Genomic DNA, 15,387 nt, shown 5'->3' on the forward strand with positions numbered 1-15,387 from the left:
AGCGGCTGAAGGCGAAGCGACCGCGCCGAGCGCGCGGGCCAGGACCGAAACGGGCCGGCAGCGGATCAGTAGGCGCTGGAGACGCGCAACAGATCGATGTGCAGGCGCCTCGTCAGGTCGTTCCTCGGCATTCTCACCGGTCCCACCTCCGGGGCTCGCGGAACGCGAGACCACGCTTGCCCCACCGCACCGGCGGGACCCGGTCGTCACCCGGGGCACCCCGTCGCGGTGGAAGGGTTGCCTGTCAGCGAGCCGGGGCCGATGACCACAGGAGCGGGCGAACCCGCGCCGTGGGCGCTGACAATCGTGACCGTCCATGCCAGTCTCGATGCGCCCCGCGGCGCCGTCAAGAAGGCGGGTGACGCGGTCTCACCTGGTGGGCACCCGCATTGACATTCTTTTCCGGCCGGGCCTAACGTGCGGCCCACAACGAGATGCCCCAGGGCCGGAGAAGTGATGGTGACGGCGATGTACGCAGCTGACGGGACGGCCGCATGGCGGCGCCTCGGCCGCGACGTGCTGTGCGCGGACCGCTCCGTCGACCTGCTGCGCGTCAACAGCGCACTGTGTACGGGCATGTGTCGCACCCTCCGCCAAGGCTGACGGTTCTTCTTCCGCGTCTCTGACGACCACCGCTGTCGCGGTGTCCCCCTCTCCGTCCAGCCCCCGTTCCCCGTGCGCCCGTGTCCCGTCATGTGCTGAGCCCTCACGGCTCCACATCACGCTGCCGCTCGCCGTGGTCCGGGGTGTCCGAATCCGCTGGAGCTCTCCATGAGTGAATCTCCGAGCATAGCTGTGTCCTCCGGATCAGCGCCGCCCGCCGAGGTGATCCCCCGTTCCGACGTCCCCGCCGCGCCGAAGCCCCTGACGGCTCAGCGCGTCCTACCGCTCCGGCGTCCCGGCCGCTGGATCATCACGGCCGTCGTGCTCGTCCTGGTGGCCCAGGCCGCCCACGGCCTGGTGACCAACCCCTTCTACCAGTGGGACCGCTTCCAGTACTGGTTCCTGCGCCCGACGATCCTCGACGGTCTGCTCATCACTCTCGAAGTCGCCGTGTACAGCGCGGTGTTGGGCCTGCTGGGCGGCATCCTGCTGGCGCTCGCCCGGCTCTCGCCGAGTCCGGTGCTCCGCGCCGTGAGCTGGGTCTACACCTGGCTCTTCCGCTCGGTGCCGCTCATCGTCGTCCTGCTGTTCCTGTACAACTTCAGCGCCCTGTACAAGACGCTGAGTGTCGGAGTGCCGTTCGGGCCGGCCTTCTTCTCCTTCGACGAGTCCCGGCTCGCCACCGACATGGCCGTCGCCGTCATCGGCCTCAGCCTCAACGAAGCGGCGTACGCCTCCGAAGTGGTACGCGGCGGCCTCCTCTCGGTCGACCAGGGCCAGCACGAGGCGGCCTCCGCGCTGGGCCTGCCGAAGCGGTACCAGTTCGCGAGGATCGTCTTCCCGCAGGCACTGCGCTCCATCACCCCCAACTACGTCAACCAGCTGATCGGCCTGATCAAGGGCACCTCCCTGGTCTTCTACGTCTCCCTGCTGGACCTCTTCGGTTCCGTGCAGAGCATGGGCAGCACCTATCCCGGCGACATCGTGCCGCTGCTCCTGGTCGCCACCGCCTGGTACCTGATCCTGACCAGCGTCGTGTCCGTCATCCAGTTCTACGTCGAGCGGCACTACTCGAGGGGCGCGCTGCGCACCCTGCCGCCGACCCCGCTGCAGAAGGTACGGAACGGCCTGCGTGACACGCGGGCCCGACTCCGCAGGGAGACGGCGACATGAGCGGCGAAGCGCGTACGACGACGGTGAGGACGACGACGGCCGCTCAGGACGCGGCGGCGGAAGCGGCCTCGACCGCAGAGGCGATCGGAGCGTTGGAGATCCGGCCCGCCGCGGTCGAGGTGCACGACGTGCACAAGTGGTACGGCGCCCACCAGGTCCTGGACGGAGTGGAGTTGACCGTTCGGCCCGGCGAGGTCACGGTCATCCTCGGACCCTCGGGGTCGGGCAAGTCGACGCTCCTGCGGGTCATCAACCACCTGGAGAAGCCGGAAGCCGGTCATGTCAGCCTGAACGGCGAGCTCATCGGGGTCCGCCGGCACGGCGAGCGTCTCAAGGAACTGAGCGAGCGCGTCATTCTCGGCCAGCGCAGCCGTATCGGGTTCGTCTTCCAGAACTTCAACCTCTTCCCGCACCTGACCGTGCTGGACAACGTGGCCGCCGCACCGGTGGCGACCGGCAAGCTGTCCAAGCCCGAGGCCCAGCAGCTGGCCCGCGAGCTGCTCGCCCGCGTGGGACTGGCGGACAAGTCCGGCGCGTACCCGAGGCAGTTGTCGGGCGGGCAGCAGCAGCGGGTGGCCATCGCCCGGGCGCTCGCCCTGCGGCCCGGGGTCATCCTCTTCGACGAGCCGACGTCCGCGCTCGACCCCGAACTGGTCGGCGAGGTGCTCGCCGTCATCAAGGATCTGGCCAGGAGCGGCACCACCCTCGTCATCGTCACCCACGAGATCGGCTTCGCCCGCGAGATCGCCGACCGCGTCGTCTTCATGGACGGCGGACGCATCGTCGAACAGGGGCCGCCCGCACAGGTGCTGGACCGCCCTCGGCAGGAACGCACCAGGGACTTCCTGAGCAAGGTCCTCTGACAGGCCCACGCGACCCCGCCCGTGCCCCGACGCCGGTCACCGGGCGACCACCTGTCGGCGCGAGCCCCCGCAGGGCCCGCCGGTCCGAACGACACGCCCACCTCATGCCGCGGACCCGCCGGGACCGCGCCCCCACACCCTCACCGCACCCACCCGACAAGGACAGTCATGCGCACCCTCCCCTCGAACAGCAGAGTTCTTCGCGGCGTCACCGCCACCGCGGCCGTCGCCTCCCTCGCCGCCGGGCTCGCCGCGTGCGGGGGTGACAGCGACGCGGCGACCCGGACCCAGGGCGCCTCGGCCGGATCGGTCACCGTCGGCGCGCTCTCCAACGGCGCCGCCAAGGAGACGAAGTTGAAGGTGTCCGAGGTGAAGTCGATCAGCGCGGAACTGCCCAAGTCTGTCGCCAAGAGCGGCACGTTGAGGATCGGCGTCGGCGCGCTGCCCGCCGGATTCGCGCCGCTCGCCTACGTGGGCGGGGACCAGAAGACCCTCACCGGCGCCGAACCCGACCTCGGCCGGCTGGTCGCCGCGGTCCTCGGACTCGAACCGGAGGTGAAGAACTCGACGTGGGAGAACCTCTTCGTCGGGATCGACAGCGGCAAGGTCGACGTCGCCTTCTCCAACGTCACCGACACCGAGGAGCGCAAGAAGAAGTACGAGTTCGCCTCCTACCGGCAGGACAACCTCGGCTTCGAGGTCCAGAAGAAGAGCACCTGGAACTTCGGCGGCGACTACCGGAACCTGGCGGGCAAGACCGTCGCGGTGAGCGCCGGCACCAACCAGGAGAAGATCCTCCTCGAATGGAAGGCGAAGCTCGCCAAGGAGGGCAAGAAGCTCAACGTCAAGTACTACCAGGACAACAACGCCACCGCCCTGGCCCTGTCCAGCGGAAAGATCGACGTGTCCTTCGGCCCCAACCCCGGCATCGCCTACCACGTCACCCAGACCGCCAAGACGCCCAACCCGACACGCAACGCGGGCACGTTCTCCGGTGCGGGGGAGTCCCTCCAGGGTCTGATCGCGGCCACCGCCAAGAAGGACAGCGGGCTCGCCAAGCCGCTCGCCGACGCCATCAACCACCTCGTCAAGAACGGCCAGTACGCCAAGTGGCTGGCCGCCTGGAACCTCTCCAACGAGGCCGTGGACACCTCCCAGGTCAACCCGCCCGGTCTGCCCCTCAGCAACTCCTGAACCACCGCCCACCTCAGGGGACTCCGCCGCCACGCGGCGGGGTCCCGGGGCGCGTCCGGCCGCTTTCCCGATACGGAGACCCGCACCGTCATGTCCACCAGCGTCCACCCCGCCCCCTCCCCGAGCCCGACCGCACCGCACATCCTGGACAACGCGGCCTGGGCCGCGCTGACCGGTCCGCACGCACACCTCGCCGAACGCCTGGGCCGAGCCGCCCGCTATCCCGTCGACGTGTCCCCGTTCACCGCCCTCGCCGATCCCGGCGACCCCCGCTCCTGGGACGATCTCGCCGAACTCGTCGGCCCCGGCACGGTCACCCCGGTCACCGCGGTCCAGACCGTGCCCGACGGCTGGACGACCGAACAGAGCGGCTACGGGGTCCAGTTGATCGCGACCGGACTGGACACCGCGCCCGCTCCGGAAGCGGTACGGCTGGGACCCGCGGACGTGCCCGAGATGCTCGGCCTCATCGCCCTCACCCGGCCCGGCCCCTTCCTGCCCCGCACCGTCGAACTCGGCACCTACCTCGGCATCCGGAAGGAAGGACGCCTGATCGCCCTGGCCGGCGAACGCCTGCGCCCGCCGGGCTGGACCGAGATCAGCGCGGTGTGCACGCATCCCGACCACCGCGGACAGGGTCTCGCGACCCGCCTGGTCCGCGCGGTCGCGGCCGGCATCAGGGACCGCGGCGACATCCCCTTCCTGCACGCCGCCGCCGACAACACGAACGCCATCCGCCTCTACGAGTCGATCGGTTTCACCCTGCGCCGCCGGACACGGTTCGTCCTCGTGCGCTCGCCCGGCGCCCCTCGGAAGACCCGGAACGGGCACGAAGGCCCCGGGCAGCCGGAAGAAAAGGCATAGCCGTGCGGTTGTGCTTGTCCAGGACCACGTGGCGCCCCACCCGGGACCCGCGAGGGCCGGGCGGACCAGGTGTCCCGGAGCACCGGGGCGGGAGGGCGGAGGTGAGGCGGGTGCGTCGCCTGAGCCACCGCCGCGCGCCGAGACCGCTCACGCCCCGCCGCCTGCACCTGTACGGCCGGCCGCACATCGATCTGCTGCGGGTCGCCGGCGCGCTCTGTCGCCCCTGACCCGTTCCCCCGCAGCCACGTCCCGCTCCGCCGGGACGGGCTTCCTCGTACGGTCGATCAGGAAGGCACCCCCGTGTCCCCGTCACCCACTCCTCTGCACCTCGCCGTCGCGCTGGACGGCGCGGGCTGGCATCCGGCCGCCTGGCGCGAGCCGGTCGCCCGCCCCCGCGAACTGCTCACCGCCGCCTACTGGACCGACCTGGTCACCGAGGCCGAGCGCGGCCTCCTCGACTTCGTGACCATCGAGGACGGCCTCGGCCTCCAGTCCTCCTCGCCCACCGAACCGGACGGCCGCACCGACCAGGTCCGCGGCCGCCTCGACGCCGTCCTCATCGCGTCGCGCATCGCGCCCCTGACCCACCACATAGGCGTCGTACCGACCGTCGTCGCCACCCACACGGAGCCCTTCCACATCTCCAAGGCGATCGCCACCCTCGACTACGTGAGCACCGGCCGCGCCGGTCTCCGCGTCCAGGTCAGCGCCCGCCAGAACGAGGCCGCCCACTTCGGCCGCCGCACGATCCCCGCGATCCGGTTCGAGGAGTACGACACCCCCGCCGTGCAGGAGGTGGTGACCGACCTCTTCGACGAGGCCGCCGACCACGTCGAGGCCGTCCGCAGGCTGTGGGACAGCTGGGAGGACGACGCCGAGATCCGCGACGTGGCCACCGGCCGCTTCATCGACCGCGACAAGCTGCACTACATCGACTTCGAGGGCCGGCACTTCAGCGTCAAGGGCCCCTCGATCACCCCCCGCCCGCCCCAGGGCCAGCCGGTCGTCACCGCCCTGGCCCACGCGACGGTCCCGTACCGGCTGGTCGCGAGGTCCGCGGACATCGGCTACGTCACCCCGCACGACGCCGGCCAGGCCCGCGCCATCGTCCAGGAGATCCGCGCCGAACAGGCCGCGGCCGGCCGCGCCGACGACACCGTGCACGTCTTCGGCGACCTGGTGGTCTTCCTCGACGACGATCCGGGCGCCGCCCAGGCCCGCCGGGAACGGCTGGACGCGTCGGCGGGGGAGCCGTACACCAGCGACGCCCGGATCTTCGCCGGGACACCCGCCCAGCTCGCCGACCTCCTCCAGGAGCTGGCCGCCGCGGGGCTCTCCGGCTTCCGGCTGCGCCCCGCCGTCCTGGGACACGACCTCCCCGCGATCACCCGCGGCCTCGTGCCCGAACTCCAGCGCCGGGGAGTCTTCCGGACCGCCTACGAAGCCGACACCCTGCGCGGACTGCTCGGGCTCGCCCGCCCCGCGAACCGCTTCGCCGCCACCACCGCCTGAGCCGGAAGGACCCCCCGACCATGAGCAAGCCGCTCAAGCAGATCCACCTCGCGGCGCACTTCCCCGGCGTCAACAACACCACCGTGTGGAGCGACCCCGAGGCCGGCAGCCACATCGAGTTCAGCTCGTTCGCCCAGTTCGCGCGGACCGCCGAGCGCGCCAAGTTCGACTTCCTGTTCCTCGCCGAAGGTCTGCGCCTGCGGGAACAGGGCGGCAAGATCTACGACCTGGACGTCGTCGGACGCCCCGACACCTTCGCCATCCTGACCGCGCTCGCGGCCGTCACCGAACACCTCGGCCTGACCGGCACCATCAACTCCACCTTCAACGAGCCCTACGAGGTGGCCCGCCAGTTCGCCAGCCTCGACCACCTCTCCGACGGCCGGGCCGCCTGGAACGTCGTCACCTCCTGGGACGCCTTCACCGGCGAGAACTTCCGCCGCGGTGGCTTCCTGCCCCAGGACGAGCGGTACTCCCGCGCCAAGGAGTTCCTGGCCACGGCGAACGAACTCTTCGACTCCTGGCACGGCGACGAGATCGTCGCCGACCAGGAGAGCGGCACCTTCCTCGACGACGCCAAGGCCGGAGCCTTCGTCCACCAGGGCCGGCACTTCGACATCGAGGGCCAGTTCAACGTCCCGCGCTCCCCGCAGGGCCGCCCGGTGATCTTCCAGGCAGGGGACTCCGAGGAGGGCCGCGAGTTCGCCGCCGCCGGCGCCGACGCCATCTTCAGCCGCTACGCCACCCTCAAGGAGGGCCAGGCCTTCTACACCGACGTCAAGGGACGCCTCGCGCGGTACGGGCGACGCCACGACGAGCTGCTGATCCTGCCCGCCGCGACCTTCGTCCTCGGGGACACCGACGCCGAGGCCGAGGAGCACGCCCGTGAGATACGGCGCGCGCAGGTCAGCGGCGCCACCGCCATCAAGCACCTCGAGTTCGTCTGGAACCGCGACCTGTCCTCGTACGACCCGGACGGTCCGCTGCCCGACATCGACCCGGACCTCGGCGAACACACCATCGCCCGGGGCCGCGCGCAGGTCCGGATGTACCGTGACCCGCTGGCCACCGCCCGTGAGTGGCGTGAGCGGGCGGCCGCCAACAACTGGTCCATCCGCGACCTCGTCATCGAGACCGGAAACCGGCAGGCGTTCGTCGGCACCCCGGCCACCGTCGCCGAGACCATCAACGACTTCGTCCAGGCCGACGCCTCCGACGGCTTCATCCTCGTCCCGCACATCACACCCGGCGGCCTGGACTCCTTCGCGGACAGCGTCGTCCCGCTCCTCCAGGAACGCGGCGTCTACCGCACCGCGTACGAGGGCCGCACCCTGCGGGACCACCTCGGCCTCGCCCACCCCGACGCCGGGGCGCGGACCGACCGGGCCGCGTCATGAAGTTCCTGGCGATCACCCTGATCGTGCACGCTCCGCATCCCGTGACCGGCGTCAAGAAGCCGACCAACGACCGCTTCCGCGAGGTGATCGACAACGCGCTGCTCGCCGAGGAACTGGGATTCGACGGGTTCGGAGTGGGGGAGCGCCACGAGCGTCCGTTCATCTCGTCCTCCCCGCCGGTGGTGCTGAGCCACATCGCCGCGCTCACCTCGCGCATCCGGCTGTTCACGGCGGTCACCACCCTCAGCCTCCTCGACCCGGTCCGCGCGTACGAGGACTACGCGACGCTGGACCATCTGTCGGGCGGGCGCCTGGAGCTGATCGTCGGAAAGGGGAACGGCGCGGCGCAGCGGGAGCTGTTCCGGGTCACGACCGACGACCAGTGGGACCGCAACGCCGAGAGCTACGAGGTGTTCCGGCGCATCTGGCGGCAGGACAAGGTCACCGCGGCGACCCGCTTCCGCCCGGAGCTCCACGAGGCCGAGGTGTGGCCGCGACCGCTCCAGCAGCCCGTCCGCGTCTGGCACGGCAGCGCCACCAGCAAGGAGTCGGTCGACCTGGCCGCCCGGTACGGCGACCCGCTCTTCTCCGCCAACGTCACCAACACCATCGAGCCCTACGCCGAGTTGATCCGCCACTACCGCGAACGCTGGGTGCACTACGGCCACGACCCGGCCGCCATCGCGGTTGGCGCCGGCACCGCGGGCTTCTACGCGGCGCGGACCTCCCAGGAGGCACTCGCCGACTACCGGCCCGTGTTCGAAGGCAACCTCGCGTTCCAGCGACGTCTGGGTCTGGAGCCCGTGTTCCCCACCCTGGAGGACTTCGTGGAGCGCAGCTCGGCGCTGATCGGCAGTCCCCAGCAGATCATCGAGAAGGTGCACCGCTACCACGAGCAGTTCGGGCACAGCGTGCTGCATCTGCACGCCGACGCGGGTGGACTGACGAATCGTCAGCATCGCACGGCGCTGGAACTCTTCCAGTCGGACGTGGCACCGGTGCTGCGCCGCGAGATCCCCGATCCCCCGTTCACCTGGGGACCGGTCCTCGCGCCGCCCACCCGCCACCCTGTGCCCGCCGACCACTGAGGAGCCCGAACCGTCATGTCCGACATCCCTCTCGGCGTCCTCGACCTGGTCCCGATCCCGTCCGGCTCCACCGCCACCGAGGCGCTCCGCAACTCCGTCGACCTGGCCCGCCGGGCCGAGGAACTCGGGTACGCCCGCTACTGGTTCGCCGAGCACCATCTCAACCCGGGCGTCGCCGGCACGTCGCCCGCGGTCCTCCTCGCCCTGACGGCGTCGGCGACCTCGACCATCAGACTCGGTTCCGGAGCCGTCCAGCTCGGCCACCGCACCGCCCTGTCCACGGTCGAGGACTTCGGCCTGATCGACGCGTTGCATCCCGGGCGTCTCGACCTGGGGCTCGGCCGCTCGGGCGGGGCCCCTCCGGGTGGCGCCGCCGCCCGGCCGACCACCACGCCCGTCGTCGACGGGCTCACTCCCAACGGGCTGCGCATCCCGCCCCGTTTCTCGTTCGAGCACCTTCTCGGATCACCGCGGGTGGCCCTGCAGCGCACCCTGCTGCAGCAGCCGAAAGCGGTGTCGCAGGAGTACGGCGAGCAGATCGACGACGTCCTCGCCCTCCTCGCCGGCACCTACCGGTCGGCCGACGGTGCCGAGGCGCACGTCGTCCCGGGCGAGGGCGCGGATCTGCAGCTGTGGATCCTGGGCAGCAGCGGCGGCGTGAGCGCCGAGGTCGCCGGCCGCAACGGCCTCCGGTTCGCGGCGAACTACCACGTCAGCCCGGCGACCGTGCTGGAGGCGGCCGAGGGCTACCGCGCCGCGTTCCGGCCGTCCGACGTCCTCGACAAGCCGTACGTCAGCGTGTCCGCGGACGTGGTGGTCGCCGAGGACGACGCGCGAGCCCGTGAGCTCGCCACCGGCTACGGCCTCTGGGTCCGCAGCATCCGCAACGCCGAGGGGGCCATCCCGTTCCCCACCCCGGACGAGGCGCGCGCCCACGTCTGGTCCGCAGCCGACCGCGCGCTGGTCCAGGACCGCCTCGACACCCAGTTCGTCGGATCCCCGGGCCGGGTGGCGGACCGACTGGCCCAGCTCCAGGAGGCCACGGGGGCCGACGAGTTGCTGATCACCACGATCACCCACGACCACGCGGACCGGGTGCGGTCGTACGCACTGCTGGCCGAGGAGTGGCGCACGCGGTGAACCGCCGCCGGGCGGCGGCCGGGCGGATCGTCCGCCCGGCCGCCCTGCCGTCAGCCCGTCAGTTCGCGGACGAGTGCGGAGACCTGCTCCACCTCGATGAGGAAGCCGTCGTGCCCGTAAGGGGACTCGATCACCCGCGGCCGGTCCGCCGTGGAGATGCCCGCCGCCACCTCGGCCTGCTGGGACGGCGGGTAGAGCCGGTCGGAGTCGACGCCGGCGACCAGCGTCCTCGCCGTGACCAGGCCGAGCGCCGCACGGATGCCGCCACGGCCGCGCCCGACGTCGTGACTGTTCATGGCCTCCGACAGCGTCACATAGCTGCCCGCGTCGAAGCGGCGCACCAGCTTGGCGGCATGGTGGTCCAGATAGGACTGAACCTGGTAGCGGCCACCCTCCCACGGGTCCTCCGCGGCCTGCGGGGCACGCCCGAAGCGGACCGCCAGCTCGGGCTCGCTGCGGTACGTGACGTGGGCGAGGCGGCGGGCCAGGCCCAGGCCCGCGTGTGGTCCCCGACCCGGCCCGGCACCGTGATAGTCGCCGCCCCGCCAGTTCGGGTCGCTCCGGATCGCCCGCGTCTGGATGTCGGCCCAGGCGATCTGCTCCGCGCTCGCCGCCGCCGTGGTGGCCAGCAGCAGTAGCGCGTCCGTGCGGTCCGGGTACGACACCGCCCACTCCAGGGCGCGCATGCCGCCCATGGAACCGCCGATCACCAGCGCCCAACGGCCGACACCGAGCGCGTCGGCGAGTCCGGCTTCCGCCGCCACCTGGTCGCGCTGGGTCAGAAAGGGGAACGCGCCCCCCCACGGCGGGCCTGCCGGGCCGGCCGAGGACGGACCGGTGCTCCCCTGACAGCCGCCGAGCACGTTCGGCGCGACGACGAACCAGCGGTCCGGGTCCAGGGCGCGACCGGGCCCGACCAGAGCGTCCCACCAGCCGGGCGTCGGGTGACCGGGCCCGGCCGGTCCGGCGACATGGCTGTCGCCGGTGAGCGCGTGCAGCACCAGCACGGCATTGGACCCGTCCGGCGCGAGCCGCCCCCAGGTCTCGAACGCCAGCCGCACGTCCGGCAGTTCACCGCCCGCCTCCAAGGACAGCGCCTTGTCGCGGAGGTGCCACTTGCGCTGTCCGGGCGGGTCGCCCTCCCGCCGGCCCCCGGAGGCCGGCGGGAGGGGATCGGCGGACGGAGCGACCTCGGCGTTCAGGACGCACCCTTCGCCGCGCGGAAGCCTGCCTCCAGATCCGCCTTGAGGTCGACCAGGTTCTCGATGCCCACCGACAGCCGCACCAGCCCCGGCGAGGTACCGGTCGCCGCCAGCTGCGCCTCGTCCAGCTGACTGTGGGTCGTCGAGGCCGGGTGGATGATCAGGCTGCGGACGTCCCCGATGTTCGCCAGATGGCTGAACAGCTCGACGGCGTCCACGAACCGCTTCCCGGCCTCGACGCCGTCCCGCAGCTCGAACGCGAGGACCGCGCCCGCTCCGCGCGGCAGATAGCGCTGCCCCGCTTCGTACCACCGGTTGGACGGCAGTCCGGGGTAGTGCACGGCGGCCACCTCGTCGCGCTGCTCCAGCCACTCGGCCAGCGCCTGGGCGTTCGAGGAGTGCCGCTCGATGCGCAGGCTCAGCGTCTCCACGCCCTGGAGGAGCAGGAACGCGGAGTGCGGCGAGAGCGCCGGGCCGATGTCCCGCAGCAACTGCACCCGCAGCTTGACCGCGAAGGCGCCGGGGCCGAGCGCCGGCCAGTACCGCAGCCCGTGGTAGCTGGGGTCCGGCTCGGTGAAGTCCGGGAAGCGGTCCGCGTGCGCACCGAAGTCGAAGGTGCCGCCGTCGACGACGACACCGGCGATGGTGGTGCCGTGTCCGCCGAGGAACTTGGTCGCCGAGTGGACGACGATGTCGGCCCCGTGCTCGAGGGGCCGCAGCAGATACGGCGTCGGCACGGTGTTGTCCACGATCAACGGGACGCCCGCCCCGTGCGCGACGTCCGCCACGGCCCGTACGTCGAGCACGTTGCCGCGCGGGTTGCCGAGCGTCTCCGCGAACAGGGCCTTGGTGTTCGGCCTGATCGCGGCACGCCACGCCTCCGCGTCGTCCGGGTCGTCGACGAACGACACCTCGATGCCGAACCGGGGGAGTGTGTGGCGGAACAGGTTGTACGTGCCGCCGTACAGCGACGTACTGGAGACGATGTGGTCCCCGGCGGACGCCAGCGTGAGGATGGCGAGGGTCTCCGCGGCCTGCCCGGAGGCGAGTGCCACCGCCGCGACCCCGCCCTCCAGCGCCGCCACGCGCTGCTCGAAGACGTCCTGGGTCGGGTTGTGGATGCGGGTGTAGATGTTGCCCGGCTCGGCCAGCGCGAACAGGTCCGCCGCGTGCTGGGTGTCGCGGAAGACGAACGAGCTGGTCTGGTAGATCGGCACCGCCCGCGCACCCGTCGTCGGATCGGGCACGGCACCGGCGTGGATCTGCCTGGTCTCGAACGACCAGGCGGACGTGTCGGGACCGGGCGCTTCGTCGGGGGTGTGCCCCGCGGTCACGGAGTCGATGGGGCGGCTCATGGTTCTCCCTTGTGCGGTGTACGGGTACGGAGGCGCACGGGTGCGCGGATGGGCGCGGGCGGAGGTGCGGGCGGACGCACGGCGGCCGTGCGCGTGATGCCCTGAAGGCGCGCAGGGCAAGGCGAAGTGCGGTGCCGGGAAAGGGGAGGAGAAGGCGATCGGGCGCGGAGCGGAGCGTCAGCTCACGGCACGACACGCCGTGGTGGTGACACGCACGTAGTCGACGTGGCGGCGGGTCACGAGCACGGTCATGCAGTCAGGTAACCACAGTTGGTCACGGCACACCAGCGGATCGCGACCTTCGGGGACCGGATGAAGGTCGTCCGTCCCAAGGGGAGTTGGCGGCAGCGGTGACCGGCCGGACCCGGCGGCGCGACGGCGGTGGTGCGGCACCGCCCGTCGCCGGGTCCGGGCGGTGCGCCGGCACGACCGCCGTCAGCCGGTCGACGCCAGGACCGTCGTCCGTCCTCCGAGCGCGGCGGAGAAGTGGTCCGTCACCTGCTCCAGGGCCTGGGCCGCGGCGAGCGCGACCGCCGGTGTGCCGTCCTCGCCGACGACGATGTCCTTGTCGAGGGTGAACCAGCCGGGGACGATGTGCGAGGCACCCATGGAACTCAGCACCGGACGCAACGCGTAGTCGATGGCGAGGACATGGGCGGTGCTGCCTCCGGTGGCCAGCGGCAGCACCGTCTTGCCGGTCAGCGCGTACTGCGGGAGCAGGTCGAGGAGCGACTTCAGCAGGCCCGAGTAGGCGGCCTTGTAGACGGGTGTGCCGATGACCACGCCGTCCGCGCGCTCGAACTGCGCCGTCGCCTCGACGATCGCCGGGTGCCGGAAGTCGGCGCCGAGCAGGGCCTGGGCGGGCAGGGTCCGGACCTCCAACGGGATCACCTCGTGTCCCTGGAGGCGGAGCCGTTCGTCCAGGTGACGCAGCAGACGTGTGGTGCGGGAGGTGGGGGAGGGACTTCCGGAGACGGACAGAATCACAGCCATGGCGGGCCTTCCGGGTCGGGGTTCGGATGCGGCGAGGGGCGGTGGGACGTCACCAGGCGCTCGACCGCACGGCGACCAGCGGCCGCAGGTCGTTGCGCAGCGCTTCGAGGAACGTGACGACCTCGGCGGCGACCGAACGGTGCTGCAGGTCGTTGAGGACGTCGTGGTGCGCACCGTGGACGACCGAGAGACGGGCCCGGGGCAGCGACTTCGCGGCACGGGCGAGCGCCTCGTGGTCGGCCAGCGGGTCGGCGTCACCGGCGAGAAGCAGGGTGGGCACGCCGGTCTCGCTCGCGTACGCCGCGCCGAGCACCGCGTCCGGAACGGCGTCGCCCAGCGACCCGCGCCGTACCCCGGCGTCCTGGGAGAGCGTCCCCCGGTGCGTCGGGCACGAGGTGCGCACGTCGAGCTCGTCGTCCCAGGTGCCGATCCCGGCGGCGGACTCGGCGGTGGGGCCGGGGAGACCGGCGAGGACCAGCGCGGCGGGCTCCGGGGCCGGCCCCGTACCGGTCCGGCCGAGGAGCGCGGCGAGCGCCGCGGCCCCGGTGTCCGACCCGACGAGCACGACCGGCAGGGCCACTCCGTCGTCGGAGGCGGTGCCCCCGATCGCGTCCGTGAGCCGCTCGGCCAGGCCGGTCAGCGAGCCGTCCGGGTCCCCCGCGTCGAGGACGGGCGCGTCGATCACCCGGACGCGGTAGGCGTCGGCGGCGAGCCGCCGGGCGAAGCGCGTGTACGTGTCCCGGGTCTCGCCACGGCCGGGCACCACGATGATCGTGCCGCGGATCAGCAGGCCCTCGGGCCCGTGGTGGTCGCTGTACTGGGTCATCTCACACTCCTGCGGATGCGGGTTCGGCCGTGCGCGCGGGCTGCCAGCCGAGAGCGGGCGCCACCTCGGTCGCGATGAGTTCGAGGGCGCGTACGGCGGCGTCGTGGTCGGGCACGGCGGGGTTGAACTGGGTGATCAGGTCGGTCGCCACGGGCAGGACCTTCTCCTGGCGCAGGCTCTCGACGATCTCGTCGGGATGGCCGTAGAAGGTGTGGAAGCGGCGCAGCGCCTCGTCCGCGTCGAGCCCCTTGGGGAAGGCGCCGTTCTCCGCCATGCGCAGCGCCGCCCGGTGGACGTCGTCGCCGATCGCGCGGAGCGCCGTGCGCCGGTCCTTGGCGGGGAAGACGAAACGCGAGAGGCCGATGCGCGGTCGGTGCGGCCGGTCCCACGCGGCGAGGTAGGCGTCCGCCCAGGGGCGCTGCACCTCGTCGGTGGGGGCGTCGTATCCGTAGGCGGCCCGGTTGAGCAGGAGGTGGGAGCCGCGGCTCGCGGCGTACTCCGCGCCCTGGGCGCTGAACACGCCCTGCCACACCCGGTCGGTGAAGTCGGCGGGCCGCGGCTGGATACGGAAGCCCGGCGTTCCCACGTCGTCCCGGGACAGCGCCCGGCGCAGGACGTCCAGGTTCTCGCTGGTCAGTTCCCGCTTGCGGCTGACGTCCTTGCCGAAGGCGGCGTACTCCAGGCCGCTCGTCCCGCTGCCGACGCCGATCTCGACACGGCCGCCGCTGAGCGCGTCGACGGTGGCGACGTCCTCGGCGAGCCGGACGGGATCCTCCAGCGGGAGGACGGTGATGGCCGTGCCGAGGCGGATCCGGGTGGTGCGCGCGGCGGCGTGCGCGAGGAAGGTCCAGGGTGAGGACAGCCCGCCGCCTCCGAGGGCGACGTGGTGCTGGGCGACCCAGCCGACGTCGAAGCCCAACTCGTCCGCCACGACGAACAGTTCCTGGGCGTTGCGGTAGGTGCGGGCGATGTCCTGGTCGCGTCCCTGGACATGGGTGAGGAAGCCGAGCCGGAAGCGTGGTCGCTCGCTCGTCATGAGGTGATGCCTTTCGGTGTCGGGCACCCGTCGTCCGGTGGCCGGGAGGGCCGCCGGACGACGGGTCCGCAAGGAGAGAAGGCGGAAGGGGCGCCGCGGGACGGTGCGGGGTGGTGGTCCGGTGTGTTCCACCGCTCCGGA

General features: G+C 72.0%; 16 protein-coding genes and 1 riboswitch. Of the genes, 10 read left to right on the forward strand and 6 right to left on the reverse strand.

Going from position 1 to position 15,387, the window contains the following annotated elements; all coding sequences use genetic code 11:
• Positions 1 to 65: 65 nt before the first annotated feature.
• Positions 66 to 131 carry a putative leader peptide gene (locus OG406_RS36760; protein WP_323178258.1) on the reverse strand — a complete coding sequence of 22 codons (66 nt, stop codon included), beginning with the start codon at positions 129 to 131 and terminating at the stop codon, positions 66 to 68.
• Between the two features lie 36 nt (positions 132 to 167).
• A riboswitch (SAM riboswitch) is annotated at positions 168 to 312 on the reverse strand.
• Positions 313 to 468: 156 nt separating this feature from the next.
• Between OG406_RS36760 and OG406_RS36765 the strand changes: the two genes are divergently transcribed.
• The 10 genes from OG406_RS36765 to OG406_RS36805 all read left to right on the forward strand — a co-directional run bounded on the left by OG406_RS36765 (position 469) and on the right by OG406_RS36805 (position 9,834).
• Positions 469 to 603 carry a hypothetical protein gene (locus tag OG406_RS36765; RefSeq protein ID WP_266610415.1) on the forward strand — a complete coding sequence of 45 codons (135 nt, stop codon included), beginning with the start codon at positions 469 to 471 and terminating at the stop codon, positions 601 to 603.
• Positions 604 to 771: 168 nt separating this feature from the next.
• Positions 772 to 1,776: an amino acid ABC transporter permease gene (locus tag OG406_RS36770; RefSeq protein ID WP_329190049.1), complete on the forward strand. Its 1,005-nt coding sequence runs from the start codon at positions 772 to 774 to the stop codon at positions 1,774 to 1,776.
• Positions 1,777 to 1,874: 98 nt separating this feature from the next.
• Positions 1,875 to 2,639 carry an amino acid ABC transporter ATP-binding protein gene (locus tag OG406_RS36775; RefSeq protein WP_267052147.1) on the forward strand — a complete coding sequence of 255 codons (765 nt, stop codon included), beginning with the start codon at positions 1,875 to 1,877 and terminating at the stop codon, positions 2,637 to 2,639.
• 168 nt (positions 2,640 to 2,807) lie between these two features.
• Positions 2,808 to 3,833 (forward strand): ABC transporter substrate-binding protein, encoded by a 1,026-nt coding sequence (locus tag OG406_RS36780; protein ID WP_164370093.1) that lies wholly within the window; start codon positions 2,808 to 2,810, stop codon positions 3,831 to 3,833.
• A gap of 90 nt (positions 3,834 to 3,923) precedes the next feature.
• Positions 3,924 to 4,697: a GNAT family N-acetyltransferase gene (locus OG406_RS36785; protein ID WP_267051809.1), complete on the forward strand. Its 774-nt coding sequence runs from the start codon at positions 3,924 to 3,926 to the stop codon at positions 4,695 to 4,697.
• A 110-nt stretch (positions 4,698 to 4,807) separates the two neighbouring features.
• Positions 4,808 to 4,924, forward strand: a complete 117-nt coding sequence (locus tag OG406_RS39510; protein WP_351487036.1) for a putative leader peptide — start codon at positions 4,808 to 4,810, stop codon at positions 4,922 to 4,924.
• A 73-nt stretch (positions 4,925 to 4,997) separates the two neighbouring features.
• Entirely contained in the window at positions 4,998 to 6,209 is a 1,212-nt protein-coding gene (locus OG406_RS36790; RefSeq protein ID WP_164370091.1) for an LLM class flavin-dependent oxidoreductase, read from the forward strand.
• Between the two features lie 20 nt (positions 6,210 to 6,229).
• Positions 6,230 to 7,606, forward strand: a complete 1,377-nt coding sequence (locus tag OG406_RS36795; RefSeq protein ID WP_329190051.1) for an NtaA/DmoA family FMN-dependent monooxygenase — start codon at positions 6,230 to 6,232, stop codon at positions 7,604 to 7,606.
• Positions 7,603 to 8,694 (forward strand): LLM class flavin-dependent oxidoreductase, encoded by a 1,092-nt coding sequence (locus OG406_RS36800; RefSeq protein ID WP_329190053.1) that lies wholly within the window; start codon positions 7,603 to 7,605, stop codon positions 8,692 to 8,694. Before OG406_RS36795 ends, OG406_RS36800 begins: the two co-directional genes overlap by 4 nt.
• 15 nt (positions 8,695 to 8,709) lie before the next feature.
• On the forward strand, positions 8,710 to 9,834 hold the full coding sequence (locus tag OG406_RS36805) for an LLM class flavin-dependent oxidoreductase (RefSeq protein ID WP_267051813.1): 1,125 nt from the start codon (positions 8,710 to 8,712) through the stop codon (positions 9,832 to 9,834).
• A gap of 50 nt (positions 9,835 to 9,884) precedes the next feature.
• Here OG406_RS36805 and metX read toward each other — a convergent pair whose 3' ends face one another.
• From metX to OG406_RS36830, 5 genes are all read right to left on the reverse strand, one after another.
• Complete coding sequence (gene metX, locus OG406_RS36810) at positions 9,885 to 11,036, reverse strand: homoserine O-acetyltransferase MetX (protein WP_164370219.1); 1,152 nt, start codon at positions 11,034 to 11,036, stop codon at positions 9,885 to 9,887.
• On the reverse strand, positions 11,033 to 12,391 hold the full coding sequence (locus tag OG406_RS36815) for a bifunctional o-acetylhomoserine/o-acetylserine sulfhydrylase (protein WP_164370087.1): 1,359 nt from the start codon (positions 12,389 to 12,391) through the stop codon (positions 11,033 to 11,035). Before OG406_RS36815 ends, metX begins: the two co-directional genes overlap by 4 nt.
• Positions 12,392 to 12,826: 435 nt before the next feature.
• The gene (gene ssuE, locus OG406_RS36820) at positions 12,827 to 13,384 is read right to left on the reverse strand and encodes an NADPH-dependent FMN reductase (protein ID WP_266853046.1); all 558 of its coding nucleotides are present in this window, start codon (positions 13,382 to 13,384) and stop codon (positions 12,827 to 12,829) included.
• Between the two features lie 49 nt (positions 13,385 to 13,433).
• Entirely contained in the window at positions 13,434 to 14,210 is a 777-nt protein-coding gene (locus tag OG406_RS36825; protein WP_164370085.1) for an alpha/beta hydrolase, read from the reverse strand.
• A gap of 1 nt (position 14,211) precedes the next feature.
• Positions 14,212 to 15,246 carry an LLM class flavin-dependent oxidoreductase gene (locus tag OG406_RS36830; RefSeq protein WP_164370084.1) on the reverse strand — a complete coding sequence of 345 codons (1,035 nt, stop codon included), beginning with the start codon at positions 15,244 to 15,246 and terminating at the stop codon, positions 14,212 to 14,214.
• Positions 15,247 to 15,387: the final 141 nt, after the last annotated feature.

It is taken from the genome of Streptomyces sp. NBC_01428 (assembly GCF_036231965.1).
Taxonomy (GTDB): domain Bacteria; phylum Actinomycetota; class Actinomycetes; order Streptomycetales; family Streptomycetaceae; genus Streptomyces.

Bases quoted from the DNA above. Each gene is read 5' to 3' on its own strand.
- OG406_RS36765 (WP_266610415.1), top strand. From the start codon at position 469: ATGTACGCAGCTGACGGGACGGCCGCATGGCGGCGCCTCGGCCGCGAC.
- OG406_RS36770 (WP_329190049.1), top strand. From the start codon at position 772: ATGAGTGAATCTCCGAGCATAGCTGTGTCCTCCGGATCAGCGCCGCCC.
- OG406_RS36780 (WP_164370093.1), top strand. From the start codon at position 2,808: ATGCGCACCCTCCCCTCGAACAGCAGAGTTCTTCGCGGCGTCACCGCC.
- OG406_RS36785 (WP_267051809.1), top strand. From the start codon at position 3,924: ATGTCCACCAGCGTCCACCCCGCCCCCTCCCCGAGCCCGACCGCACCG.
- OG406_RS36795 (WP_329190051.1), top strand. From the start codon at position 6,230: ATGAGCAAGCCGCTCAAGCAGATCCACCTCGCGGCGCACTTCCCCGGC.
- OG406_RS36800 (WP_329190053.1), top strand. From the start codon at position 7,603: ATGAAGTTCCTGGCGATCACCCTGATCGTGCACGCTCCGCATCCCGTG.
- OG406_RS36805 (WP_267051813.1), top strand. From the start codon at position 8,710: ATGTCCGACATCCCTCTCGGCGTCCTCGACCTGGTCCCGATCCCGTCC.
- OG406_RS36815 (WP_164370087.1), bottom strand. From the start codon at position 12,391: ATGAGCCGCCCCATCGACTCCGTGACCGCGGGGCACACCCCCGACGAA.
- ssuE (WP_266853046.1), bottom strand. From the start codon at position 13,384: ATGGCTGTGATTCTGTCCGTCTCCGGAAGTCCCTCCCCCACCTCCCGC.
- OG406_RS36825 (WP_164370085.1), bottom strand. From the start codon at position 14,210: ATGACCCAGTACAGCGACCACCACGGGCCCGAGGGCCTGCTGATCCGC.
- OG406_RS36830 (WP_164370084.1), bottom strand. From the start codon at position 15,246: ATGACGAGCGAGCGACCACGCTTCCGGCTCGGCTTCCTCACCCATGTC.